This window comes from Pseudomonas sp. GL_117, from assembly GCF_057835125.1.
The window spans coordinates 4,661,925-4,684,536 of record NZ_CM174418.1 but is presented as its reverse complement, the minus strand read 5'-3'; the positions used below and the strand labels follow the sequence as shown (position 1 = coordinate 4,684,536).

The following is a 22,612-nucleotide window of genomic DNA, read 5'->3' as shown; positions in this document are numbered from 1 at the left end:
ATGGCAAATTGGAAGCATCAAAAAGCCCCGCCTGATCACTCAGGCGGGGCTTTTTAGTCGCTGCTGGAATCAGGCGAGAGGTTTGCTCTCGTGTTCTGCTTCCTGTGCAGCGGCAGCGGCAGCTGCTTCAGCTTCCTTGCGACGACGACGCACTTCACGTGGGTCGTTCGGCGCACGGCCGTTTTCGGTCAAGGCGCTGGCCGGGGCTGCTTCAACCACCGGAGCGGCGACTTCGGCAACCACTGGCGCTTCAACCACGGGTGCAGGCTCGACAACCGGTGCTGGCTCAGCCACTGGAGCAGGTTCTGCAACCACGACAGCTTCGGCAACCGGAGCCGGCGCTTCTTCTACCACAGGGGCAGGCGCTGGCGCTTCAACCGGGGCGGCTGGCTCGGCAGTCCACTGGAAGGCGGTCTGTTCTTCACGAACTTCACGAACTTCACGAACTTCCGGGGCGGCTTCGACAACGGGTGCTTCAACCACGGCTTCAACCACTGGCTGAGGCTCAACGACCGGTGCCGCTTCTACCGCAACCACTTCGACTTCTGGCTGGGCTTCGTGAACCGGTGCCAGTTCGACTTGCGCAACAACCGGCGCTTCGACTGGTGTGGTTGCTTCTACAACCGGCGCTTCGGCAACAGGTGCTTCAACAGCCGGCACTTCAACAGCCGGCGCTTCTACCACTGGGGTTTCGGCGACGGGAGCTTCAACTGCGGCGGTTTCTTCGACAGCAGCGGTCGCACGTTCAGCCTGCTCGTGGGCCTGGGCTTCAGCCGATGCGCTGATGACCGAGCTGGCAACGGCCGCGGTCACGGCCAGGCCGGCAGCCAGTTCGGTGCCAGTGGCTGCTTCTGCGTTCTCGCCGGCTTCTTCCGAGCCTTCGATCACGTTGCCGTTGGCGTCACGTTGACGCTCACGACGGTTGCTGCGACGACGCTGGCCACGGGAGCGGCGGCGTGGGCGATCGCCTTCGGCGCCGTCCTGACCGTCTTCCTGCGACTGCTCTTCAGCGCTCAGTACTTCTTCGTCTTCGCTGGCAGCGGCGGCCTGTTCGGCACGTGGCTGACGCTCTTCACGCGGTGGGCGTGGCTGACGTTCTTCACGTGGCGCACGCTCTTCGCGTGGCTGGCGAGCCGGGCGCTCTTCAGCAACAGCGGCGGCACCAGCAGCGGCGATGGCAGGTGCTGCATCCAGCGGTTCACGCAGTTCACGCACGCGTTCTTCACGCTCGCCACGTGGCTTGCGATCTTCACGTGGGGCACGTGGGGTGCGTGGTGCGCGTTCTTCACGCGGTGCACGCTCTTCGCGGGCTACGGTTGGAGTCTCTTCACGGGCTTCGCGAGGAGCACGCTCTTCACGTGGTGCGCGCTCTTCACGCGGTGCACGTTCTTCGCGTGGCTTGCGCTCTTCGTCACGGCGGCCGTTGCGGTTACGGCTCTGCTGGCGACCGTTGCGACGTTCTTCGTTGCGCGCCGGGCGCTCGGCCGCTGGTTTTTCAACCACAACCGGAGCAGCAGGCTCTTCCTTGGTGGCAAACAGGCTGACCAGCGACTTCACCAGGCCCTTGAACAGGCTTGGCTCAGGCAGGGCGGCCGGTGCGGCAACCGGAGCGGCGGCTTCAACCGGGACCGGTGCGTTGGCACGGGCTGGCGCGGTCTTGACGGCGGCTTCCTGGCGAACCAGGGTGCGGGTCGCAGCGGCTGGCTGGACTTCTTCCACTTCGGCAGCAGCAGCGGCGATTTCGTAGCTGGACTGGCCGCTGTGGGCTTCCGGGCTGTCATCACGCAGGCGCTGCACTTCGAAGTGCGGCGTTTCGAGGTGATCGTTCGGCAGGATGACGATACGGGCACGGGTGCGCAGTTCGATCTTGGTGATCGAGTTGCGTTTTTCGTTGAGCAGGAACGCGGCAACCGGGATCGGCACTTGCGCGCGGACTTCGGCGGTGCGGTCTTTCAGGGCTTCTTCTTCGATCAGGCGCAGGATTGCCAGGGACAGCGATTCAACGTCACGGATGATGCCGGTGCCGTTGCAACGCGGGCAGACGATGCCGCTGCTCTCGCCCAGGGACGGACGCAGACGCTGACGGGACATTTCCAGCAGGCCGAAGCGCGAGATGCGGCCGACTTGCACGCGGGCACGGTCAGCTTCCAGGCATTCGCGGACTTTCTCTTCCACGGCGCGCTGGTTCTTGGCTGGAGTCATGTCGATGAAGTCGATCACGATCAGGCCGCCGATGTCACGCAGGCGCAGCTGGCGGGCGATTTCTTCAGCCGCTTCCAGGTTGGTCTGCAGGGCGGTTTCTTCGATGTCGCTGCCTTTCGTTGCGCGCGCCGAGTTGATGTCGATGGACACCAGGGCTTCGGTCGGGTCGATCACGATGGAGCCACCGGAAGGCAGTTCGACTACGCGCTGGAAGGCGGTCTCGATCTGGCTTTCGATCTGGAAACGGTTGAACAGCGGTACGCTGTCTTCGTACAGCTTGATCTTGCTGGCGTACTGCGGCATCACCTGGCGGATGAAGGTCAGGGCTTCGTCCTGGGCTTCAACGCTGTCGATCAGCACTTCGCCGATGTCCTGGCGCAGGTAGTCGCGGATGGCGCGGATGATCACGTTGCTTTCCTGGTAGATCAGGAATGGCGCGGAACGATCCAGGGACGCTTCTTTGATGGCGGTCCACAGTTGCAGCAGGTAGTCGAGGTCCCACTGCATTTCTTCGCTGCTGCGGCCAAGGCCGGCAGTGCGAACGATCAGGCCCATGTCGGCCGGTGCAACCAGGCCGTTCAGCGCTTCACGCAGTTCGTTGCGCTCTTCGCCTTCGATGCGACGGGAAATGCCGCCGGCACGTGGGTTGTTCGGCATCAGGACCAGGTAACGGCCAGCCAGGCTGATGAAGGTGGTCAGGGCTGCGCCCTTGTTGCCACGTTCTTCTTTTTCCACCTGGACGATGACTTCCTGGCCTTCGCTCAGGACGTCCTTGATGTTCACACGGCCTTCAGGGGCTTTCTTGAAGTATTCGCGGGAGATTTCTTTGAGTGGCAGGAAGCCGTGGCGCTCGGAGCCGAAATCGACAAAGGCAGCCTCAAGGCTTGGTTCGATGCGAGTAATACGGCCTTTATAGATGTTGGCCTTTTTTTGCTCGCGTGCACCGGATTCGATGTCCAGGTCGTAGAGGCGTTGGCCATCTACCAGTGCAACACGCAACTCTTCGGGTTGAGTTGCGTTAATCAGCATTCTTTTCATGTTGTACCGTCGGTTTCCGGGCTGCCGGAAACGGCGTTCGGCACACACGACTTCTCACGGTCGGTGTCAGGTGCGTCAAGAGTGGTTGGCCACTCCAGTGTCCAGCGACATCTGCCCAAAGGGGGCAAAGGCGCGACGGACGCGTCCTGCTTGTTTGCTGTGGTGACCAAGGCACCACTTCAACAAAAGCTAAGGTCAGGAGGAGGAATCAACCGGCGACTGTGGACGAGATGAAGCGTCTAAATATAAGCCTAGTGCTACACGGTCCGACGGTTGTGCATCTCCACCCTACACGTATCCCTGATAATTCGGGTGCTGCCGCGCGCAGAATCCGCAGCGGGTTGGCATTTACCGTGTTTTCCAATGGGGAGAACACGCTCATGGCTAAACAAGACTAGGTGTGGGCGACTGCGCTCTCACTCAGCTCTTAACAGGCGTTGTTTCCGAAGCATTCGCCATGGTCTGGCCCAAGACTGACTGCACTTTGTGAACTGGCCGTAAATATCGGCGCAAAACGCGAGTATTCACTCTGCTTTCTGCACTCGCTTCAGGCCTCATGTCACCTGCGCTCGTTACAATCCTGAGCCTTCCAAGGTGGCGAAAGCCCCGTAGGACGGCCTCGCGTCCTGATGAATTGCGATGGTCAGGGCCGGCTGTATGCCGCATGTCCTCTGGCCAGGCCGCTTTTGGCGGCGTTCGCGACTATAGCAGCAATGATTAAGTGCTTCAATTCCATAAAAAATTGTTATCATCGCCGCCATGACGACTACCGCCCCCCAGACCCCCAGCGTCCAGCTGCTCGAGGTCTCGCCGGAATATGCCGGCCAACGCATCGACAATTTTCTCCTGGCCAGGCTCAAAGGCGTGCCCAAGACCTTGATTTACCGCATCTTGCGTAAAGGTGAAGTGCGGGTGAACAAGGGCCGGATCAAGCCCGAGTACAAGCTGCAGGCGGGCGATATCGTCCGTGTGCCGCCGGTGCGCGTGCCGGAACGTGACGAGCCTGTGCCGCTGGCCCAGGGCCTGTTGCAGCGCCTGGAAGCCTCGATTGTCTTCGAAGACAACAAGCTGATCGTGATCAACAAGCCTTGCGGCATTGCCGTCCACGGCGGCAGCGGCCTGAATTTCGGTGTGATCGAAGCCTTTCGTCAGTTGCGTCCGGATGCCAAGGAGCTGGAGTTGGTCCACCGCCTGGACCGTGACACTTCCGGTCTGCTGATGATCGCCAAGAAGCGCAGCATGTTGCGCCACCTGCACACCGCCCTGCGTGGCGATGGCGTGGACAAGCGCTACATGGCGCTGGTGCGTGGCAACTGGGCCAGCTCGATCAAGAGCGTGCGGGCGCCGCTGCAGAAGAGCAACCTGCGCTCCGGCGAGCGCATGGTGGAGGTGGACGAGGAGGGCAAAGAAGCCCTGACCCTGTTCAAGGTGCTGCGCCGCTTCGGCGACTTTGCCACCATGGTCGAAGCCAAGCCGGTCACCGGGCGAACCCACCAGATTCGTGTGCACACCCTGCATGCCGGGCATTGCATCGCCGGTGACACCAAGTACGGCGACGAGGATTTCTCCAAGGAAATCCGCGACCTGGGTGGCAAACGCCTGTTCCTGCACGCCTACATGCTCACCGTGCCGCTGCCGGATGGCGGCGAACTGAAGCTGCAGGCCCCGGTCGACGAGATGTGGGCCAAGACCGTGGAGCGTTTGAGTGTCGCACCCTGACTACAAGCTGCTGATTTTTGATTGGGACGGCACGTTGGCCGATTCGATTGGCCGGATCGTCGAGTCGATGCACGCTGCGTCGACCCGCTCGGGTTATGCGTTGTGCAGCGATCATGCGGTCAAGGGCATCATCGGCCTGGGCCTGCCCGAAGCGATCCGCACCCTGTACCCCGAGATCAGCGATGCTGAGCTGATCGCGTTCCGTGAACACTACGCCGACCACTACATCGCCCTGGAGGCCGAGCCTTCGCCGTTGTTTGAGGGGGTGGTGCATTCCCTGGCCGCGTTCCGCGCCGAGGGTTACCACCTGGCGGTCGCCACCGGCAAGGCCCGTCGCGGGCTGGATCGCGTGCTCAGGGCCCATGGCTGGGAAGATTACTTCGACATTACCCGCGCTGCCGATGAAACCGCCAGCAAGCCGCACCCGTTGATGCTGGAGCAGATCCTCGCCCATTGCGGCGTAGCGCCGCGCCAGGCGTTGATGGTGGGCGATGCCTCCTTCGACCTGATGATGGCGCGCAACGCGGGCATGGACTGTGTTGCGGTCAGTTATGGCGCCCAGTCCGCCGAAGCCTTGCAGCAGTACGAACCACGGCTGACGATCAATCATTTTTCCGAATTGCAAGCCTGGCTCGGTCAGGCTCACTAAGTCTTTGCTGGGGTTATTGGCATGAGTGATGAGTGGAAAGCGCCTGAAAAGGCCGAGAATGGTGACGACAAGAGCTGGAAGCTGCTGGAGAAGACCCTCCTGGCCGGCGTCCAGGAGCAGCGTCGTGCGCGGCGGTGGGGGATTTTCTTCAAGCTGCTGACCTTCACTTACCTGCTCGGCATGCTGGTGCTGTTCAGTCCGCTGGTGGACATGGAGAAGAGTGCCGCCCGTGGCAGCAACTACACCGCCTTGATCGAGGTGCGTGGGGTAATTGCCGACAAGGAGGCCGCCAGTGCCGACAACATCGTCGGTAGTCTGCGCTCGGCGTTTGAAGATCCCAAGGTCAAGGGTGTGATCCTGCGTATCAACAGCCCGGGCGGCAGTCCGGTGCAGTCGGGTTACGTGTATGACGAGATTCGTCGCCTGCGCGGCCTGCACCCGGATACCAAGCTGTATGCGGTGATTTCCGATCTGGGTGCCTCAGGTGCCTATTACATTGCCAGTGCCGCTGACCAGATCTACGCCGACAAGGCCAGCCTGGTCGGTTCCATTGGCGTGACAGCGGCCGGTTATGGCTTTGTCGGCGCCATGGAGAAGCTGGGTGTGGAGCGTCGCACCTATACGTCGGGTGAGCACAAGTCGTTCCTGGATCCGTTTCAGCCGCAGAAGCCTGATGAGACCCAGTTCTGGCAGGGTGTGCTCGACACCACGCATCGCCAGTTCATCGCCAGCGTGAAGCAGGGGCGCGGGGATCGGCTGAAGGATAAGGAGCATCCGGAGCTGTTTTCCGGCTTGGTCTGGTCCGGCGAGCAGGCGCTGCCGTTGGGCTTGATCGATGGGCTGGGCAGTGCCAGCTCGGTGGCGCGGGACGTGGTCGGCGAGAAAGAGCTGGTGGACTTTACGGTGCAGGAATCGCCGTTTGATCGGTTCTCCAAGAAGCTGGGTGCCAGCGTGGCGGAGAAGCTCGCGCTGTACATGGGCTTCCAGGGTCCGACCCTGCGCTGAGATTTCGAACCTGGTGTAGATCAAAATGTGGGAGCGGGCCTGCCCGCGAATGCGGTGTTTCAGTCACCTGATGTATTGGCTGATCCACTGCATTCGCGGGCAAGCCCGCTCCCACATTTGGTTTTGTGGTGGGCTTAGGGGATTTGTACGCCTTCGGCCAGCAGCATATCCACCAGTCGAATCAATGGCAGCCCGATCAGGCTGGTGGCATCCGGCCCTTCGGTGCTCTGGAACAGGCTCACGCCCAGTCCCTCGGCCTTGAAGCTGCCTGCGCAGTCATACGGCTGCTCGATGCGCAGGTAACGCTCGATTCGCTCGGCGTCCAGTACGCGCATCTGCACCGTGAATGGCACGCAGTCCACCTGGCAGTGGCCGGTGTCGCTGTTGAGCAGGGCCAGGCCGGTGAGGAAGCTGACGCGCTTGCCGCTCGCCGCCAGCAATTGTTCACGGGCGTTCTCGAAGGTGTGGGGTTTGCCGATGATCCGTCCGTCGAGCGCCGCCACTTGGTCGGAGCCGATGATCAAATGCCCTGGGTGCTCGGCGGCAAGGGCGCGGGCTTTTTCTGCGGCGAGGCGCTTGACCTGCTCGACGGCAGACTCATTGGCGCGATGGCTTTCGTCAATGTCCGGCGAGCTGCAGATGAACGGCAAGTGCAGGCGGCCGAGCAATTCCCGGCGATAAACCGAGCTGGAAGCGAGTAATAAAGGCAGCATGGGCGTCTCCTCAGGGCAGTCGCGGATTCTAGCGAGGACTCCTGGCGACGGACAGGGCTGAATTTCCTTTGACATGGCTGGGTGCATCCCTATAATGCTGCGCCTATGTTGAATGACCCGATTCCACCTCACGTTGACCCGCGCAAATTGGCTGATCGTGGCACTTCCCTTCAAGGTGAATTGCTGCTGGCCGATTTGGAGAGACTCTGCGACCCGCTTTCCGACACTGTCGGTACGGTGCAGGCGAAATTCGTTTTTGAACGAGATGAACGTAAATCTGTGGTAATTCACAGCTTTATCGACACCGAAGTCAAAATGGTTTGCCAGCGTTGTCTTGAGCTGGTCACCCTGCCGATTCACAGCGAATGCAGTTACGCTGTGGTAAAGGAGGGTGCGAATACCCAGTCGTTGCCGAAAGGTTATGACGTGCTGGAACTGGGCGAAGATCCATTGGATCTGCATGCACTGATCGAGGAGGAGCTTCTGCTCGCCTTGCCCATTGTGCCTGCTCATCATCCGGAAGAATGCCAGCAGCCGGAGGGGCTCGATGACGAGTCCGAACCGAGCGAGGACGAGGTAACGCGGTCCAACCCGTTCAGTGTATTGGCGCAGTTAAAGCGTGACCCAAACGTTTAGGAGTTAATCAATTATGGCTGTTCAGCAGAACAAAAAATCCCGCTCTGCCCGTGACATGCGTCGTTCGCACGACGCCCTGACGGCAAGCACTCTGTCTGTAGAAAAAACCACTGGTGAAATTCACCTGCGTCACCACGTATCGCCAGAAGGCGTATACCGTGGTCGTAAAGTGATCGACAAGGGCGCTGACGAGTAATCACTTGTCTGCTCTAGTCATCGCGATAGACGCAATGGGCGGGGACTTCGGTCCCCGCAGCATTGTTCAGGCCTGCATTGCCAGCCTGTCTGCAACGCCCTCGCTGCACCTGACCCTTGTCGGTCAACCCTCCTTACTTGAAGAACTGATTGCCAGCCATCCGGCGGTGGATCGCGCGCGCCTGACGATTACGCCAGCCAGCGAAACCATCACCATGGATGAGAAGCCGGCGGCTGCCCTGCGTGGCAAGCCTGACTCTTCAATGCGGGTGGCGCTTGAGTTGCTGCGCGATGGCAAGGTGCAAGCCTGCGTCAGTGCGGGCAATACCGGGGCGTTGATGGCGTTGTCGCGCTATGTACTCAAGACGCTGCCAGGCATTGACCGGCCGGCGATGGTCGCGGCCATTCCGACGCAGAAGGGCTATTGCCAACTGCTGGACCTTGGCGCGAACGTCGATTGCAGTGCCGAGCACCTGTTCCAGTTCGCCGTCATGGGCTCGGTGGCTGCCGAAGCGCTAGGCGTGGCTCGCCCGCGAGTGGCGCTGCTGAATATCGGCACCGAAGACATCAAGGGCAACCAGCAGGTCAAGCTCGCCGCTACGCTGCTTCAAGGCGCACGCGGCTTGAACTACATCGGCTTCGTCGAAGGTGATGGTTTGTACCGGGGTGAGGCGGATGTGGTGGTGTGCGACGGGTTTGTCGGCAATATCCTGCTCAAATCCAGTGAGGGGCTGGCGACCATGATCGCCGCGCGCATCGAGGCGTTGTTCAGGCAAGGTTTTGCGTCGCGCCTGGTCGGTGCCCTGGCGCTGCCGTTGATGCGGCGCCTGCAGGCTGACCTGGCGCCGGCGCGGCATAACGGTGCGAGCTTTCTCGGCCTGCAGGGCATTGTGGTGAAAAGCCATGGTTCGGCCGGTGTAGAAGGCTTTCAAAGCGCGATTGCGCGAGCCCTGATCGAGATCCAGGAAAACCTGCCGCAACGCTTGCATGGCCGTCTTGAAGACCTGTTGCCTTAGGCGAATCGGCCCGGAAATGCTTAAATGTGACCGGCCAGTTCAATTGACCATCCAATCTGTCAGTTTCGTGCGCTCCCATCGTAGGCGCGTTCATTTTTGACGACCAGATCATTAGGGGCTTGTTACATGTCTACATCCCTCGCATTCGTCTTTCCAGGGCAGGGTTCGCAGTCCCTCGGCATGTTGGCCGAGCTGGGCGCGCAATACCCGCTGATCCTGGACACTTTCAAGGAAGCTTCCGATGCCCTGGGTTACGACCTGTGGGCTCTGACCCAGCAAGGGCCGGAAGAGCAGCTCAATCAAACCGACAAGACCCAGCCGGCCATCCTGACCGCTTCGATCGCCCTGTGGCGCTTGTGGCTGGCCGAAGGCGGCGCGCGTCCGGCATTCGTTGCCGGTCACAGCCTGGGCGAATACAGCGCCCTGGTCGCGGCGGGCAGCCTGACCCTCGGTGAAGCGGTCAAGCTGGTCGAGCGTCGTGGTCAACTGATGCAAGAAGCCGTTCCGGCGGGGCAGGGCGGCATGGCCGCAATCCTGGGCCTGGACGACGCAGTGGTGATCGAAGCCTGTGCCGAAGCGGCCCAGGGCGAAGTGGTCAGCGCAGTGAACTTCAACTCCCCTGGTCAGGTGGTGATCGCCGGTGCCAAGGCAGCAGTCGAGCGCGCCATCGAAGGCTGCAAGGCTCGTGGTGCCAAGCGTGCGTTGCCGTTGCCGGTAAGCGTGCCGTCCCACTGTGAGCTGATGCGCCCGGCAGCCGAGCGTTTTGCCGAGTCCATCGCCGCCATCAACTGGCAGGCGCCGCAGATCCCGCTGGTGCAGAACGTCAGCGCGGCCGTGGCCGCCGACCTCGATACCCTCAAGCGCGACCTGCTGGAGCAGCTCTACAAGCCGGTACGCTGGGTTGAATCGGTCCAGACCCTGGCCGCCAATGGCGCCACTGAACTGGTCGAGTGCGGCCCGGGCAAAGTCCTGGCCGGCCTGAACAAGCGCTGCGCCGACGGTGTGTCGACCGCTAACCTCAATACCCCGGATGCCTTTGCTGCCGCTCGCGCAGCACTGGCCTGAAGAATTAGGAGAAGCCTGCATGAGTCTGCAAGGTAAAGTTGCACTGGTTACTGGCGCAAGCCGTGGTATTGGCCAGGCCATCGCCCTCGAACTGGGTCGCCAAGGCGCCATCGTGATCGGCACCGCCACTTCCGCTTCGGGCGCCGAGCGTATCGCCGCGACCCTGAAGGAAAACGGCGTACAAGGCACCGGCCTTGAGCTGAACGTGACCAGCGATGAGTCCGTGGCTGCCGTATTGGCCCAGATCACTGCGCAGTTCGGCGCGCCGGCTATTCTGGTAAACAACGCCGGTATTACCCGCGACAACCTGATGATGCGCATGAAAGACGACGAGTGGTACGACGTGGTCGATACCAACCTGAACAGTCTGTTTCGCCTGTCCAAGGGCGTTTTGCGCGGCATGACCAAGGCGCGTTGGGGCCGAATTATCAATATTGGCTCCGTAGTGGGTGCCATGGGCAACGCAGGCCAAGTAAACTACGCGTCCGCCAAGGCCGGTCTGGAAGGTTTCAGCCGTGCATTGGCACGTGAAGTCGGTTCGCGGTCGATTACGGTCAACTCGGTGGCCCCAGGGTTCATCGACACCGATATGACCCGCGAGCTGCCGGAAGCACAGCGTGAAGCCTTGCTGACGCAGATTCCGCTGGGCCGTCTGGGCCAGGCTCAAGAGATCGCGAATGTGGTCACTTTCCTGGCATCCGACGGTGCGGCATACGTGACTGGGGCTACAATCCCGGTTAACGGCGGGATGTACATGAGTTAAATTGTGACGGATCGCTTCAAAAAAATGTCATACGAGCTGTCTAAAATCCGTTATAAAGCTGCAACTTAATTTATAGGCAGGTGGCCGACCGGGTACGTGGGTGAAGCTTTCAGTTGAAAAGCTGAAAAGGCTTTCTATACACTTACCCACTGGCCAGCTGCCTGAATTTGTCCATTAGGAGTTAAACAAGGTATGAGCACCATCGAAGAGCGCGTCAAGAAAATCGTTGCCGAGCAACTGGGCGTCAAAGAAGAAGAAGTGGTCAACACTGCTTCCTTCGTAGAAGACCTGGGTGCCGATTCCCTTGACACCGTTGAGCTGGTGATGGCTCTGGAAGAGGAATTCGAGACCGAAATCCCGGACGAAGAAGCTGAAAAAATCACTACTGTTCAAGCTGCTATCGACTACGTTACCAGCCATCAGGCGTAATAGTTTTTAGTCGTCGCTTGCTGTTGGGAAAAACCGCACTGCTGTTACAGCGTGCGGTTTTTTCTTTAGCTCTGACGAAAAGTGAGCCTGAAGCAAAGTGTCGTCATTAGAAAAAGGAGAGTGCTGTGTCGCGTAGACGCGTCGTAGTCACCGGTATGGGTATGTTGTCGCCACTGGGTACGGATGTGCCGAGCAGTTGGCAGGGCATTCTGGCTGGCCGCAGTGGTATTGGTCTGATTGAACATACGGACCTTTCTGCCTATTCCACCCGTTTTGGCGGCTCGGTAAAGGGTTTCAATGTCGAGGAATATCTCTCGATCAAAGAGTCCCGCAAACTCGACCTGTTCATTCAGTACGGCCTGGCTGCCGGTTTTCAGGCAGTGCGTAATGCCGGCCTGGAAGTTACCGACGCCAACCGTGATCGCATCGGCGTGGCCATGGGTTCGGGTATTGGTGGTCTGACCAATATCGAAGAAACCAGCCGCATCCTGCACGATACTGGCCCCCGTCGAATTTCACCGTTCTTCGTGCCGGGCTCGATCATCAATATGATTTCCGGCTTCCTGTCCATCCACTTGGGCGCACAGGGACCTAACTACGCCATCGCCACCGCGTGCACTACCGGTACGCATTGCATCGGTATGGCGGCGCGCAACATCGCCTACGACGAAGCTGACGTGATGATCGCCGGCGGCGCTGAAATGGCTGCCTGCGGCCTTGGCATGGGCGGCTTTGGCGCGTCCCGTGCGCTGTCGACCCGCAACGACGAGCCGACCCGTGCCAGCCGTCCGTGGGACAAGGGCCGTGACGGTTTCGTGCTGTCCGACGGTGCCGGCGCCCTGGTGCTGGAAGAGTTGGAACACGCCAAGGCGCGTGGCGCCACCATCTACGCCGAGCTGATCGGCTTTGGCATGAGCGGCGACGCCTACCACATGACTTCGCCACCGTCCGACGGTGCCGGTGCTGCACGTTGCATCACCAACGCCCTGCGCGACGCGAAGATCAATGCGGACCAGGTGCAGTACATCAATGCCCACGGCACCTCGACCCCGACCGGCGACCTGGCGGAAGCCGAGGCCATCAAGTCGGTGTTCGGCGAACACGCCTACAAGCTGGCGGTCAGTTCCACCAAGTCCATGACCGGTCACCTGTTGGGTGCGGCGGGCGCGGTCGAGGCGATTTTCAGTGTGATGGCCATCAAGGATCAGGTCGCTCCGCCGACCATCAACCTGGATGAGCCGGACGAGGGCTGCGATCTGAACTTCGTGCCGCATGAACCGCAACCGATGCCGATCGACGTGACGATCTCCAACTCGTTCGGCTTTGGTGGCACCAACGGTTCCCTGGTGTTCCGCCGGTTCGCCGAGTGATGGACAGCTGGGTCGACGGTCAGCCAGCGGACAGCGTGCCTCTGAAAGATCGCGGCCTGGCGTATGGCGATGGGCTATTCGAGACCATCGCCGTCAAGGCCGGGCAGCCTGTGCTGCTCGACCGCCACCTGCAGCGTCTTGAAGACGGTTGCAGGCGCCTCGCTCTCGCCGCGGATCACAGTGTGATTCGCAGCGAAGTGCAGGCCTATGCCGCCGCCCTCGGCGACGGTGTTCTCAAGTTGATCCTCACCCGTGGCGACAGCCTGAGAGGTTATGGCCTCAACCCCGGCGCGCCGCTGCGCCGTATCTTGCAGGGCAGTCCGCCCGCTACCTATCCCCCGGCTCATGGAAGCGACGGCATCCGCCTGTTTCCGTGCGCCACCCGCTTGGCCGAGCAGCCTCTGCTTGCCGGCCTCAAACACCTCAACCGCCTGGAACAAGTGATCGCCCGCGCCGAATGGCAGGATGCCGAGCACGCCGAAGGCTTGATGCTGGATACGTCCGGGCGGGTCATTGAAGGCGTATTCAGCAACCTGTTCCTGGTGCGCAACGGCTTGTTATTAACCGCCGATCTGACCCGTTGCGGCGTTGCCGGCGTGATGCGCGCCGAGATTCTGGCCCAGGCGCAAACCCTGGGCATCCCGGTGGCCGTGGCCGACATCAGCATCGAACAGTTGCAGCAGGCCGATGAAGTCTTCGTTTGCAACAGCGTTTATGGCATCTGGCCGGTGCGTGCCTGCGCTGCGATGAGCTGGTCGGTTGGGCCGCTCACCCGTAAACTGCAAGGCATTGTTCGCGCGCTATTGGATATTTGAGTTGATACGAAAACTGGTTGTACTGCTGCTGGTTGGTCTGTTCTCGGCGGCTTTGCTGTTGGGCTATGGCGCCTGGAAATACGACGCTGCCCTCAAGCAGCCCCTGAACCTGACCCAGGAGCAGCTGCTCGACGTACCGGCCGGGGCGACGCCTACCGGCACCTTCAATCGCCTCGAAGCCGACGGCGTGCTCGACGGCGCCTTCTGGTTGCGTCTTTACTGGCGTTTCAATCTCGACGGCCAGCCCCTGCACAGCGGCGAATACCGCATGACCCCCGGCATGACCGCACAAGGTTTGATCGGCCTGTGGCAGCGTGGCGAAGTGGTGCAATACAGCCTGACTCTGGTGGAGGGCTGGAACTTCCGCCAAGTACGCTCGGCCCTGGCCAAGCATGAAAAGATCGTGCAAACCCTGTCAGGCCTCACCGACAGCGAAGTGATGGACAAGCTTGGCCACCCCGGCGTGTTTCCGGAAGGGCGCTTCTTCCCCGACACCTACCGCTTCGTACGCGGCATGACTGACGTCGAGTTCCTGAAAAAAGCCTACAACCGCCTGGACGATGTCCTCGCCCAGGAGTGGAGCAAGCGGGCTGCCGATGTGCCGTATACCGAGCCCTACCAGGCGCTGATCATGGCTTCGCTGGTGGAGAAGGAGACCGGCGTGCCGGAGGAGCGCGGCCAGATTGCCGGGGTGTTTGTGCGCCGGATGAAGATCGGCATGCTGCTGCAGACCGACCCGACGGTGATCTATGGCCTGGGGGAGCGCTACAACGGCAAGTTGACCCGTGCCCATCTCAAGGAAGCCAACCCCTACAACACCTACATGATTGCCGGCCTGCCGCCGACGCCCATCGCCATGGTCGGCCGCGAAGCGATCCATGCCGCGCTGAACCCGGTGCCGGGCAGCAGCCTGTATTTTGTCGCCCGTGGCGATGGCAGCCATATTTTCTCCGATGACCTGGATGCGCATAATGCCGCCGTGCGCGAGTTCCAGCTCAAGCGCCGCGCCGATTACCGCTCCAGCCCGGCGCCTGCGGCAAAGCCGGCAGAAGACGCAACACCACCGGCCGATGCGCCTGCCGAACCGCAAAGCCCGCAATGACTCTGACTAAGGACTGCCCGTGACTGGCTTGTTTATTACCCTGGAAGGCCCTGAAGGCGCCGGCAAAAGCACCAACCGCGATTACCTGGCCGAGCGCTTGCGCGCTGATGGCGTCGAGGTGGTGTTGACCCGTGAGCCCGGTGGCACGCCGCTGGCCGAGCGCATCCGCGAAGTGCTGCTGGCCCCGGGTGACGAGCCGATGAATCCGGATACCGAACTGCTGCTGGTGTTCGCCGCCCGCGCCCAGCATCTGGCTGAAGTGATCCGCCCGGCGCTGGCCCGCGGTGCCGTCGTGATCTGCGACCGCTTCACCGATTCCACCTACGCCTACCAGGGCGGCGGCCGCGGTTTGTCCCTGGCGCGTATCGCCACCTTGGAAACCTTCGTGCAAGGCGATCTGCGTCCCGACCTGACCCTGGTATTCGACCTGCCGGTGGAAGTCGGCCTGGCCCGCGCCAGTGCCCGTGGTCGCCTGGATCGCTTCGAGCTGGAAGGCCGTGCATTCTTCGACGCGGTGCGCAGCGCGTTTCTCGCGCGTGCCAAGGCCGAGCCGGCACGCTACTACCTGCTGGACGCTGCCCAACCCTTGGCCCAGGTGCAGCACGCCATCGATGCCTTGCTGCCCACGTTGCTGGAGCGCGCCCGTGGCTGAAGCCTACCCGTGGCAGGCCAGCCTCTGGCAACAGTTGGCCGGCCGTGCCCAGCACGCCCACGCTTACCTGTTGCACGGGCCGATTGGCATCGGCAAGCGCGCGCTTGCCGAGCGTCTGATGGCCAGCCTGTTGTGCCAGCGCCCGGTCAATCTGGAGGCGTGTGGCGAGTGCAAATCCTGCCTGTTGCTCAAGGCCGGCAGCCATCCGGATAACTACCTGCTGGAACCTGAAGAAGCCGACAAGGCGATCAAGGTCGATCAGGTGCGCGATCTCGTCAGCTTCGTGGTGCAGACCGCGCAGATGGGCGGGCGCAAAGTCGTGTTGATCGAGCCGGTGGAGGCGATGAACATCAATGCCGCCAACGCCCTGCTCAAGAGCCTGGAAGAGCCGTCCGGCGATACGGTGTTGCTGCTGGTGAGCCACCAGTCCAGTCGTTTGCTGCCGACTATCCGCAGCCGCTGTGTACAGCAGGCCTGCCCGTTGCCGAGCGAGGCCATGAGCCTCGAGTGGCTGGCCCAGGCGTTGCCGGAGTGCAGCGCAGAAGAGCGTGGCGAATTGCTGACCCTGGCCGCCGGTTCGCCGCTGGCTGCGGTGAAATTGCAGGCCCAAGGCGTACGTGAACAACGTGCGCTGGTGGTGGATGGGGTGAAGAAACTGCTCAAGCAGGAACTGTCCGCCACCCAGTTGGCCGAGACGGCCTGGAAGGATATTCCGCTGTTGCTGCTGTTCGACTGGTTTTGCGACTGGTCGAGCCTGATCCTGCGCTATCAGTTGACCCAGGACGAAAACGGCCTGGGCCTGCCGGACATGCGCAAAGTCGTGCAGTACCTGGCGCAGAAAAGCGCTCAGGACAAGGTGCTCAACATTCAGGACTGGATTCTTGCCCAGCGCCAGAAGGTGCTCGGCAAAGCCAACCTCAACCGCGTGCTGTTGCTCGAAGCGCTGCTGGTGCAGTGGGTCGGTTTGCTCGGCCGCCGTTAATTTCCGTGGCCGACCGGTGTATCGTCGGCCAGACCCTTTTTCGCGACTCAAGTTGTAATTGCCCATGCTCGTAGATTCCCATTGCCACCTAGATCGCCTTGACCTCGCCCAGCACGGCGGCTCCCTTGATGCCGCCCTCGAAGCCGCGCGCCAGTGTGGGGTAGGGCACTTCCTGTGCATCGGCGTCAGCGCTGAAAACGCGGCCGACGTCAAAGCCCTGGCCGAGCGTTATGTGGATGTGGACTGCTCGGTGGGGATCCACCCGCTGGACCTCAAGCCCGGCGAAGCCCCGGCCCTCGACTGGTTGCTGGGCGAACTCAATCACCCGCGTGTGGTGGCGATCGGCGAAACCGGCCTGGATTACCACTACGAACCCGAGGCTGCCGAATTGCAGCAGGCCTCCTTCCGCCTGCACTTGCAGGCCGCCCAGCAGACCGGCAAGCCGGTGATCGTCCACACCCGTGGCGCCCGCGCCGACACCCTGGCCCTGCTGCGCGAAGCCGCGTTGCCCCAGGCCGGTGTGCTGCATTGCTTCACCGAAGACTGGGACATGGCCAAGGCGGCCCTGGACCTGGGTTTCTACATTTCCCTGTCGGGTATCGTCACCTTCCGCAACGCCGACGCCCTTCGCGATGTGGCGCGCCAAGTGCCGGCCGATCGCCTGCTGGTGGAGACCGACTCGCCGTACCTGGCGCCCATCCCCCATCGCGGCAAGCCGAACCTGCCGGAGTACGTGCGGGATGTGGCGGATTACCTGGCGATGTTGCGCGGCGAGTCCTACGAGCGTTTTGCCGAGCAGACCACGCAGAACTTCAAGCGTCTGTTCCCGTTGGCCCACGTCAAATCGTAGGCAAAAAAAACCCGGGTTCTGGGGGGTGAATCCGGGTTAAGACCATTAGGAGTAAAACAGGGCACGCAGTCCGTCGGTACCCAGGGTCGGCGCGTCACTTGGGGGAGATGTCACGCCGACAGTTCAAGTATTGATCAGTATCTGATTCAGTCCAGTCGTGACTGGTCGATTTTTAAACAGATTTGGAATACACGCGCTTCGCTTGAGTTCTCATCGCGCGGGTGCACAGGCGCAGTTTGTGCGTGTTATTTCTGACTGGGAGCGGTGAAAACGTTGGCGCGCTGAAACTAAAGTGCATGACGGGTTCACATAGGCGTTGCCCAACGACCGTTCAGTCGGGATAATCCCTCGCACCGGGTAAATCGTATCGCCGCGTCTGCGTGGCCCTGCGCAACCCTCCCCATAGTCACCTTTGCAGACCTCTTCCTCATGCACAAAGAACCCCGTAAGGTCCGTGAGTTTCGCCGCCGTGAGCAGGAAATTCTCGACACCGCGCTCAAGCTGTTCCTCGAACAAGGTGAAGACAGCGTCACCGTCGAGATGATCGCGGATGCCGTGGGTATCGGCAAAGGCACGATCTACAAGCACTTCAAGTCCAAGGCCGAGATCTACCTGCGCCTGATGCTCGATTACGAGCGCGACTTGAACGAGCTGCTGCATTCGGCCGATGTGGACAAGGACAAGGAAGCCCTGTCCCGCGCCTACTTCGAGTTCCGCATGCGCGACCCGCAGCGTTATCGCCTGTTCGACCGCCTGGAAGAAAAGGTGGTCAAGGGCCATCAGGTGCCGGAAATGGTCGAGGAACTGCACAAGATCCGCGCCTCGAACTTCGAACGCCTGACCCTGTTGATCAAGGGCCGCATCAGCGAAGGCAAGCTTGAAGACGTACCGCCGTATTTCCACTACTGCGCCGCCTGGGCGTTGGTGCATGGTGCCGTGGCGCTGTACCACTCGCCATTCTGGAGCAATGTGTTGGAAGATCAGGAAGGTTTCTTCCAGTTCCTGATGGACATCGGCGTGCGCATGGGCAACAAGCGCAAGCACAGCACCGAACTGCCGCCCGCTGAAACGCCCGCCAGCTAATGATTTGCTGCCACGCGTAGTACCCCAGGAATATACTCAGGCAAGGACTCTTGCTAAAAGCTGATTTTTAAGTCAGCTTTTAGCGCGCCCGAATCATCCTCTGCCGGAGTGATCCATGATCGTTGATCGTCAAGGCAGGCGTTTTCGCAATTTGCGGATCAGCCTGACCTCAGCCTGCAATTATGCGTGTACCTACTGCGTGCCCAATGGCAAGCGGTTGGTGGCTGCCCAGGACGAACTCTCGGCCGAGGCCATGGCGCGGGGTGTCGAGTACCTGATCGAAGCGGCGGGCATCGAGCGCCTGCGCATCACCGGCGGTGAGCCGCTGGTCAGTCCCAAACTGGAAGCCTTCATGGGCGCGGTGGGGCAGCTGGGCCTGAGTGACATCAGCCTGACCACCAACGGCCAACTGCTGGCGCGCAAACTGCCGTTGCTGGTGGAGGCCGGGATCAAGCGCATCAACGTCTCCCTCGACACCCTGGACGCCGCCGCCTTCCGCAGCATCGCCCGTGGCGGCGACCTGGCCAGCGTGCTCGACGGTATGGACCAGGCCCGCGCCGCCGGGATCAAGATCAAGGTCAACATGGTGCCGTTGCGCGGCCAGAACCTGGATCAGGTGATGCCACTGCTCGACTACTGCCTGGAGCGTGGTTACGAGCTGCGTTTTATCGAGTTGATGCGCATGGGCCACCTGGCCAAGGATTCCAATGCATTCCTGCAGCAATTCGTCAGCCTGCAACAGCTGCTCAGCCTGATCGGCGAACAATACGAATACCTGCAAGCCAACGCTCCGGTGGACGCCACCGCTGTGCGTTATGAAATCCCCGGCAAGGGCTACTTCGGCGTGATCGCCAACGAAAGCGTGCCGTTCTGCCGCACCTGTTCGCGGCTGCGCCTGTCGTCCACGGGTTGGTTGCATGGCTGTCTGTCGTCGAGCAACCGTCACTATGTCGGCGACCTGCTGGACAAGCCGCGCCATCAGGCGCTGCCGGCGCTGCAAGGGCTGTTGATGAAGGCCTTGGGCGATAAGCAGGAAGTGGCGTTCTCGGGCGGGGCCACCATCATGAAGATCATTGGCGGCTGACCCGATATTCTTCCGCCACATTCCCCTGTGGGAGCGGGCTTGCTCGCGAATGCGGTGTATCAGAAACAGATGTGCTGACTGACACACCGCATTCGCGAGCAAGCCCGCTCCCACACAAGCCCGCTCCCACATTTGATTTGTGTCGTCTGTGAATGGCGCGGATTCTGCATCTCACGCCCATTCGCCGGTTTTCCGTCACCGGCTTCTGGAGGATTAGGATGCGTAGTCTGGTTTTGTTGCTGGCGTCGTTGGCGCTGAGTGGTTGCATGACCGTCAGCGATATGGCCGAAGGCACTCGCTATCAGATGAGTGACGCCGGGTTGCTCGACCACAGCGACACCCGCCGTACCAACTCGATCCGCCTGCAACCGGACTCCTTTGTCTTTATCGCTCAAGGCGCATTTGTGCCGCCGGGCAGTGCCTACCCGCGTCCCAACGTGGTGGCCGAAGAAGCCTTCAACGGGTTCGTCGAATACTTCCCCATGGTCCGTCGCGCCCGTCAGCCGGAAGGCCTCGAGCAGGCAATGACTGAAGCGCGCGGCGCGGGGGCCCACTACCTGCTGTATTGCCGTTTCGCGGCAGCCGATGACCGCATCGGCAACGCCGATGAATGGGCCGACCAGGAAGCCCTCGATCGCGTCGGCCTCGACAGCGGTGTGATCCAGGTGATGTTGATCGAGACCAGCACCCAGTATTTGATTGATACTGTGCGGATTCGCAGCCGTGGCGGTTTACTGACGTTCCACGACAACCGACCCCAGGATCTGATCGCCCGCCCCCTGGCGCAGTACGCCCGCAGCCTGCTGGGCATGAGCGATCAATAAGACACAGGAGCAGCCCATGACCGATTCCGCCAAGGCCAATGATCTGTTGGCCCAACTGCCCAAGGGCAAGGGACCGGCGCCAGTGCACCTATGGAACCCGGAGTTCTGCGGCCATATCGACATGCGCATCGCCCGCGACGGCATCTGGTTCTACCAGGGCACGCCGATCGGGCGTAAGCCGATGGTCAAGTTGTTCTCCAATATCATCCGCCGCGATGGCGATGAGTACTTTCTGATCACTCCCGTGGAAAAAGTCGGCATCCGCGTCGATGATGCGCCGTTCGTTGCGCTGACACTTGACGTCGAAGGGCAGGGCGAAAGCCAGGTGCTGCGCTTTACCACCAATGTCGACGAGCAGATCGATGCCGGCCTCGAGCACCCGCTGCGGGTGGTCATTGACCCAGTCACCCAGGAACCGTCACCCTATCTACGGGTGCGCACCAACCTTGAAGCCCTCGTGCATCGCAATGTGTTCTACCAATTGGTCGAACTGGCGGTCAGCCGTCCGATCAACGGTCAGAACTGGCTTGGCGTCTGGAGTGGCGGGGAATTCTTCAGGATTGGCCTGGAACCCTGAGGCTGGCTTTTTCATCCTCCTAAAATAATTCGCTTGCTGACAGCGGGCGCTTTCGGGTATGAATTTGTACATGATTAGACATGTTCGTTTTGATAAGAAAAAACGCGTCGTCGACGAGCTCATCCGCCGTATCGAGGGTGGGGTGATGGCCGACGGTTTCCTGCTCCCGGGTGAGCATCAACTGGCCGAAGAGTTTGCCGTCAGCCGGGGCACCCTGCGCGAGGCGCTGGCCGAGCTCAAGCGACGTCATTACATTGCGACCCAGAGCGGCGTCGGCTCCATCGTTACCTTTGACGGCATGATGCTCGACCAGCGCAGCGGCTGGGCACAAGCCCTGGCGGACACCGGGGCGCAGGTGAGCACCGACGTCCTGCGGTTCGAGGCCGTGAGCCGCCCGGACCTGTTCAGCCGCTTCGGCACCGAGCAATTCATTGCTCTCGACCGCCGCCGGCGCACGTCAGACGGTACCGCCGTGTCCCTGGAACGTTCGCTGATGCCGGCTTCCGGTGGCCTGGAGAGCCTGCCGGATGTTGGCCTGATCGAAAACTCCCTGACCATCACCTTGGCAGCCTACGGCTTTGTCGGCGCCGAAGGTGACCAATGGATCGGCGCCGAGCCCCTCAGTGACAGCGACGCCGAGCTGCTCGGTCGCCCCAGCGGCAGCGTGTTTCTCAAGGCCTCGCGCACCACCTATGACCGTCGCGAGCGCTTTATGGAATACGTTGAAAGCTTGCTCGACCCGCTGCACTTTCGCCTGCATCTGCAATTTGGAAACCCGAAATGACCCCGCTCAACCGCGCGCTCGGCGCCTTCTACGGCCTGGCCTTGGGCGATGCCCTGGGCATGCCCACCCAGTCCCTGAGCCGCGAACAGGTGCGCGCACGCTTCGGTGCGATCACCACCCTGGAAGATGCCGACGCCAACCAGCCCATCGCACCGAACATGCCCGCCGGTTCCATCACCGATGACACCGAGCAGGCGATTCTGGTCGGCGAGCTGCTCGTCGAAGGCCGAGGCACCATCGAGCCGAGCGTGCTGGCCAAGCGCTTGATCGCGTGGGAAGCGCTGATGCGCGCCAAGGGTTCCCAGGACTTGCTCGGCCCATCGACCAAACGTGCGATCGACATGATCCTCGCCGGCCACACCCCGCAGGAGTCCGGGCGTTACGGCACCACCAACGGTGCCGCGATGCGCATCACCCCGGTCGGTATCGCCGCTGATGTCAGCGATCCGGCGCGGTTTATCCAGGCTGTGATCCAGGCGTGCCAGGTCACCCACAACACCAGCCTGGGCATCTCCAGCGCGGCGGCGGTGGCGGCGGTGGTCTCGGCCGGGATCAACGGCGTGGATTTGGGCGAAGCACTGAACATCGGCACCCAGATCGCCCAGCAGGCGCAAAGCCATGGTCACTGGATTGCCGGAGGACGCATGTCCACCCGCATCAGTTGGGCGCGCACCCTGAGTGTCGGCAGTGGCGACAAAGCGCTGTTTGCCGATTTGCTCTACGAATTGATCGGCACCTCCGTCGCATCCCAGGAGTCGGTCGTGGTCTCGTTCGCCCTTGCGCAGCAAGTGGCGGTGGGCGACATGAGCGCGTTTGAAGCCTTGTGCCTGGCTGCCAGCCTGGGCGGCGACACCGATACCATCGCCGCGATTCTCGGCGCCATGCTGGGTGCCTGCCTGGGCATGCAGTGCTGGCCACAGGCGATGGTCGAGCAGGTCAGGCGGGTCAATGGTCTGGACTTGCAGCCACTGGTCCAGGCACTACTCGCCCTGCGCTGACTGGCACAGATCCACCCGCTCCCACACTTGATCGACTGCATGGAACACTTGCCACAACCAC

23 protein-coding genes are annotated in these 22,612 nt (G+C 61.5%); 21 read left to right on the top strand and 2 right to left on the bottom strand.

Annotation, left to right across the window (positions count from 1 at the left end; translation table 11 throughout):
- Positions 1 to 69: 69 nt before the first annotated feature.
- Entirely contained in the window at positions 70 to 3,231 is a 3,162-nt protein-coding gene (gene rne, locus AC3ISR_RS21225; RefSeq protein WP_489324421.1) for a ribonuclease E, read from the bottom strand.
- A gap of 768 nt (positions 3,232 to 3,999) precedes the next feature.
- Between rne and rluC the strand changes: the two genes are divergently transcribed.
- The 3 genes from rluC to AC3ISR_RS21210 are packed head-to-tail and all read left to right on the top strand — an operon-like array spanning position 4,000 to position 6,613.
- A complete protein-coding gene (rluC, locus tag AC3ISR_RS21220; RefSeq protein ID WP_033901273.1) occupies positions 4,000 to 4,959 on the top strand; it encodes a 23S rRNA pseudouridine(955/2504/2580) synthase RluC in 960 nt (319 codons plus the stop codon).
- Entirely contained in the window at positions 4,946 to 5,608 is a 663-nt protein-coding gene (locus AC3ISR_RS21215; RefSeq protein ID WP_192300673.1) for an HAD-IA family hydrolase, read from the top strand. Before rluC ends, AC3ISR_RS21215 begins: the two co-directional genes overlap by 14 nt.
- 21 nt (positions 5,609 to 5,629) lie before the next feature.
- On the top strand, positions 5,630 to 6,613 hold the full coding sequence (locus AC3ISR_RS21210; protein WP_463984931.1) for a S49 family peptidase: 984 nt from the start codon (positions 5,630 to 5,632) through the stop codon (positions 6,611 to 6,613).
- 134 nt (positions 6,614 to 6,747) lie between these two features.
- Here the strand turns inward: AC3ISR_RS21210 and AC3ISR_RS21205 are convergent, their stop codons facing one another.
- Positions 6,748 to 7,326 carry a Maf family protein gene (locus AC3ISR_RS21205; protein WP_489324420.1) on the bottom strand — a complete coding sequence of 193 codons (579 nt, stop codon included), beginning with the start codon at positions 7,324 to 7,326 and terminating at the stop codon, positions 6,748 to 6,750.
- Positions 7,327 to 7,431: 105 nt separating this feature from the next.
- Here AC3ISR_RS21205 and AC3ISR_RS21200 point away from each other — a divergent pair, with 105 nt between their 5' ends.
- From AC3ISR_RS21200 to AC3ISR_RS21115, 18 genes are all read left to right on the top strand, one after another.
- Positions 7,432 to 7,962: a YceD family protein gene (locus AC3ISR_RS21200; RefSeq protein ID WP_015885435.1), complete on the top strand. Its 531-nt coding sequence runs from the start codon at positions 7,432 to 7,434 to the stop codon at positions 7,960 to 7,962.
- 13 nt (positions 7,963 to 7,975) lie between these two features.
- Complete coding sequence (rpmF, locus tag AC3ISR_RS21195; RefSeq protein WP_008152339.1) at positions 7,976 to 8,158, top strand: 50S ribosomal protein L32; 183 nt, start codon at positions 7,976 to 7,978, stop codon at positions 8,156 to 8,158.
- Between the two features lie 4 nt (positions 8,159 to 8,162).
- On the top strand, positions 8,163 to 9,173 hold the full coding sequence (plsX, locus tag AC3ISR_RS21190; protein WP_192300676.1) for a phosphate acyltransferase PlsX: 1,011 nt from the start codon (positions 8,163 to 8,165) through the stop codon (positions 9,171 to 9,173).
- Positions 9,174 to 9,299: 126 nt separating this feature from the next.
- Positions 9,300 to 10,238, top strand: coding sequence for an ACP S-malonyltransferase (gene fabD / locus AC3ISR_RS21185; protein WP_021491483.1), 939 nt, complete (start codon positions 9,300 to 9,302; stop codon positions 10,236 to 10,238).
- Positions 10,239 to 10,257: 19 nt separating this feature from the next.
- On the top strand, positions 10,258 to 11,001 hold the full coding sequence (gene fabG / locus AC3ISR_RS21180; protein WP_192300677.1) for a 3-oxoacyl-ACP reductase FabG: 744 nt from the start codon (positions 10,258 to 10,260) through the stop codon (positions 10,999 to 11,001).
- Between the two features lie 192 nt (positions 11,002 to 11,193).
- Complete coding sequence (acpP, locus tag AC3ISR_RS21175) at positions 11,194 to 11,430, top strand: acyl carrier protein (RefSeq protein WP_003175607.1); 237 nt, start codon at positions 11,194 to 11,196, stop codon at positions 11,428 to 11,430.
- Between the two features lie 125 nt (positions 11,431 to 11,555).
- A complete protein-coding gene (fabF, locus tag AC3ISR_RS21170) occupies positions 11,556 to 12,800 on the top strand; it encodes a beta-ketoacyl-ACP synthase II (protein ID WP_192300678.1) in 1,245 nt (414 codons plus the stop codon).
- The gene (gene pabC, locus AC3ISR_RS21165; protein WP_192300679.1) at positions 12,800 to 13,615 is read left to right on the top strand and encodes an aminodeoxychorismate lyase; all 816 of its coding nucleotides are present in this window, start codon (positions 12,800 to 12,802) and stop codon (positions 13,613 to 13,615) included. Before fabF ends, pabC begins: the two co-directional genes overlap by 1 nt.
- 1 nt (position 13,616) lies before the next feature.
- Positions 13,617 to 14,717: an endolytic transglycosylase MltG gene (gene mltG / locus AC3ISR_RS21160; RefSeq protein WP_192300680.1), complete on the top strand. Its 1,101-nt coding sequence runs from the start codon at positions 13,617 to 13,619 to the stop codon at positions 14,715 to 14,717.
- 19 nt (positions 14,718 to 14,736) lie between these two features.
- Positions 14,737 to 15,369: a dTMP kinase gene (gene tmk / locus AC3ISR_RS21155; protein WP_192300681.1), complete on the top strand. Its 633-nt coding sequence runs from the start codon at positions 14,737 to 14,739 to the stop codon at positions 15,367 to 15,369.
- Positions 15,362 to 16,351, top strand: coding sequence for a DNA polymerase III subunit delta' (locus tag AC3ISR_RS21150; RefSeq protein ID WP_192300682.1), 990 nt, complete (start codon positions 15,362 to 15,364; stop codon positions 16,349 to 16,351). The genes tmk and AC3ISR_RS21150 overlap by 8 nt, the downstream gene beginning before the upstream one ends.
- Positions 16,352 to 16,415: 64 nt before the next feature.
- A complete protein-coding gene (locus AC3ISR_RS21145) occupies positions 16,416 to 17,201 on the top strand; it encodes a TatD family hydrolase (protein ID WP_192300683.1) in 786 nt (261 codons plus the stop codon).
- 429 nt (positions 17,202 to 17,630) lie between these two features.
- Positions 17,631 to 18,284: a TetR/AcrR family transcriptional regulator gene (locus AC3ISR_RS21140; RefSeq protein WP_192300684.1), complete on the top strand. Its 654-nt coding sequence runs from the start codon at positions 17,631 to 17,633 to the stop codon at positions 18,282 to 18,284.
- A 115-nt stretch (positions 18,285 to 18,399) separates the two neighbouring features.
- Positions 18,400 to 19,368 (top strand): GTP 3',8-cyclase MoaA, encoded by a 969-nt coding sequence (locus AC3ISR_RS21135; protein ID WP_192300685.1) that lies wholly within the window; start codon positions 18,400 to 18,402, stop codon positions 19,366 to 19,368.
- A gap of 218 nt (positions 19,369 to 19,586) precedes the next feature.
- The gene (locus tag AC3ISR_RS21130; protein ID WP_192300686.1) at positions 19,587 to 20,192 is read left to right on the top strand and encodes a DUF4823 domain-containing protein; all 606 of its coding nucleotides are present in this window, start codon (positions 19,587 to 19,589) and stop codon (positions 20,190 to 20,192) included.
- A gap of 16 nt (positions 20,193 to 20,208) precedes the next feature.
- A complete protein-coding gene (locus tag AC3ISR_RS21125) occupies positions 20,209 to 20,769 on the top strand; it encodes a DUF1285 domain-containing protein (RefSeq protein ID WP_463984929.1) in 561 nt (186 codons plus the stop codon).
- Positions 20,770 to 20,839: 70 nt separating this feature from the next.
- Positions 20,840 to 21,553: a GntR family transcriptional regulator gene (locus AC3ISR_RS21120; RefSeq protein WP_192300688.1), complete on the top strand. Its 714-nt coding sequence runs from the start codon at positions 20,840 to 20,842 to the stop codon at positions 21,551 to 21,553.
- Positions 21,550 to 22,551, top strand: coding sequence for an ADP-ribosylglycohydrolase family protein (locus AC3ISR_RS21115; protein WP_192300689.1), 1,002 nt, complete (start codon positions 21,550 to 21,552; stop codon positions 22,549 to 22,551). Before AC3ISR_RS21120 ends, AC3ISR_RS21115 begins: the two co-directional genes overlap by 4 nt.
- The last annotated feature ends 61 nt before the right edge of the window (positions 22,552 to 22,612 follow it).

Excerpts from the sequence above, each read along its gene's own strand:
- rne (WP_489324421.1), bottom strand. The coding sequence starts at position 3,231 with ATGCTGATTAACGCAACTCAACCCGAAGAGTTGCGTGTTGCACTGGTA.
- rluC (WP_033901273.1), top strand. The coding sequence starts at position 4,000 with ATGACGACTACCGCCCCCCAGACCCCCAGCGTCCAGCTGCTCGAGGTC.
- AC3ISR_RS21210 (WP_463984931.1), top strand. The coding sequence starts at position 5,630 with ATGAGTGATGAGTGGAAAGCGCCTGAAAAGGCCGAGAATGGTGACGAC.
- AC3ISR_RS21205 (WP_489324420.1), bottom strand. The coding sequence starts at position 7,326 with ATGCTGCCTTTATTACTCGCTTCCAGCTCGGTTTATCGCCGGGAATTG.
- AC3ISR_RS21200 (WP_015885435.1), top strand. The coding sequence starts at position 7,432 with ATGTTGAATGACCCGATTCCACCTCACGTTGACCCGCGCAAATTGGCT.
- rpmF (WP_008152339.1), top strand. The coding sequence starts at position 7,976 with ATGGCTGTTCAGCAGAACAAAAAATCCCGCTCTGCCCGTGACATGCGT.
- fabD (WP_021491483.1), top strand. The coding sequence starts at position 9,300 with ATGTCTACATCCCTCGCATTCGTCTTTCCAGGGCAGGGTTCGCAGTCC.
- fabG (WP_192300677.1), top strand. The coding sequence starts at position 10,258 with ATGAGTCTGCAAGGTAAAGTTGCACTGGTTACTGGCGCAAGCCGTGGT.
- acpP (WP_003175607.1), top strand. The coding sequence starts at position 11,194 with ATGAGCACCATCGAAGAGCGCGTCAAGAAAATCGTTGCCGAGCAACTG.
- pabC (WP_192300679.1), top strand. The coding sequence starts at position 12,800 with ATGGACAGCTGGGTCGACGGTCAGCCAGCGGACAGCGTGCCTCTGAAA.
- AC3ISR_RS21145 (WP_192300683.1), top strand. The coding sequence starts at position 16,416 with ATGCTCGTAGATTCCCATTGCCACCTAGATCGCCTTGACCTCGCCCAG.
- AC3ISR_RS21140 (WP_192300684.1), top strand. The coding sequence starts at position 17,631 with ATGCACAAAGAACCCCGTAAGGTCCGTGAGTTTCGCCGCCGTGAGCAG.
- AC3ISR_RS21135 (WP_192300685.1), top strand. The coding sequence starts at position 18,400 with ATGATCGTTGATCGTCAAGGCAGGCGTTTTCGCAATTTGCGGATCAGC.
- AC3ISR_RS21130 (WP_192300686.1), top strand. The coding sequence starts at position 19,587 with ATGCGTAGTCTGGTTTTGTTGCTGGCGTCGTTGGCGCTGAGTGGTTGC.
- AC3ISR_RS21125 (WP_463984929.1), top strand. The coding sequence starts at position 20,209 with ATGACCGATTCCGCCAAGGCCAATGATCTGTTGGCCCAACTGCCCAAG.
- AC3ISR_RS21120 (WP_192300688.1), top strand. The coding sequence starts at position 20,840 with ATGATTAGACATGTTCGTTTTGATAAGAAAAAACGCGTCGTCGACGAG.
- AC3ISR_RS21115 (WP_192300689.1), top strand. The coding sequence starts at position 21,550 with ATGACCCCGCTCAACCGCGCGCTCGGCGCCTTCTACGGCCTGGCCTTG.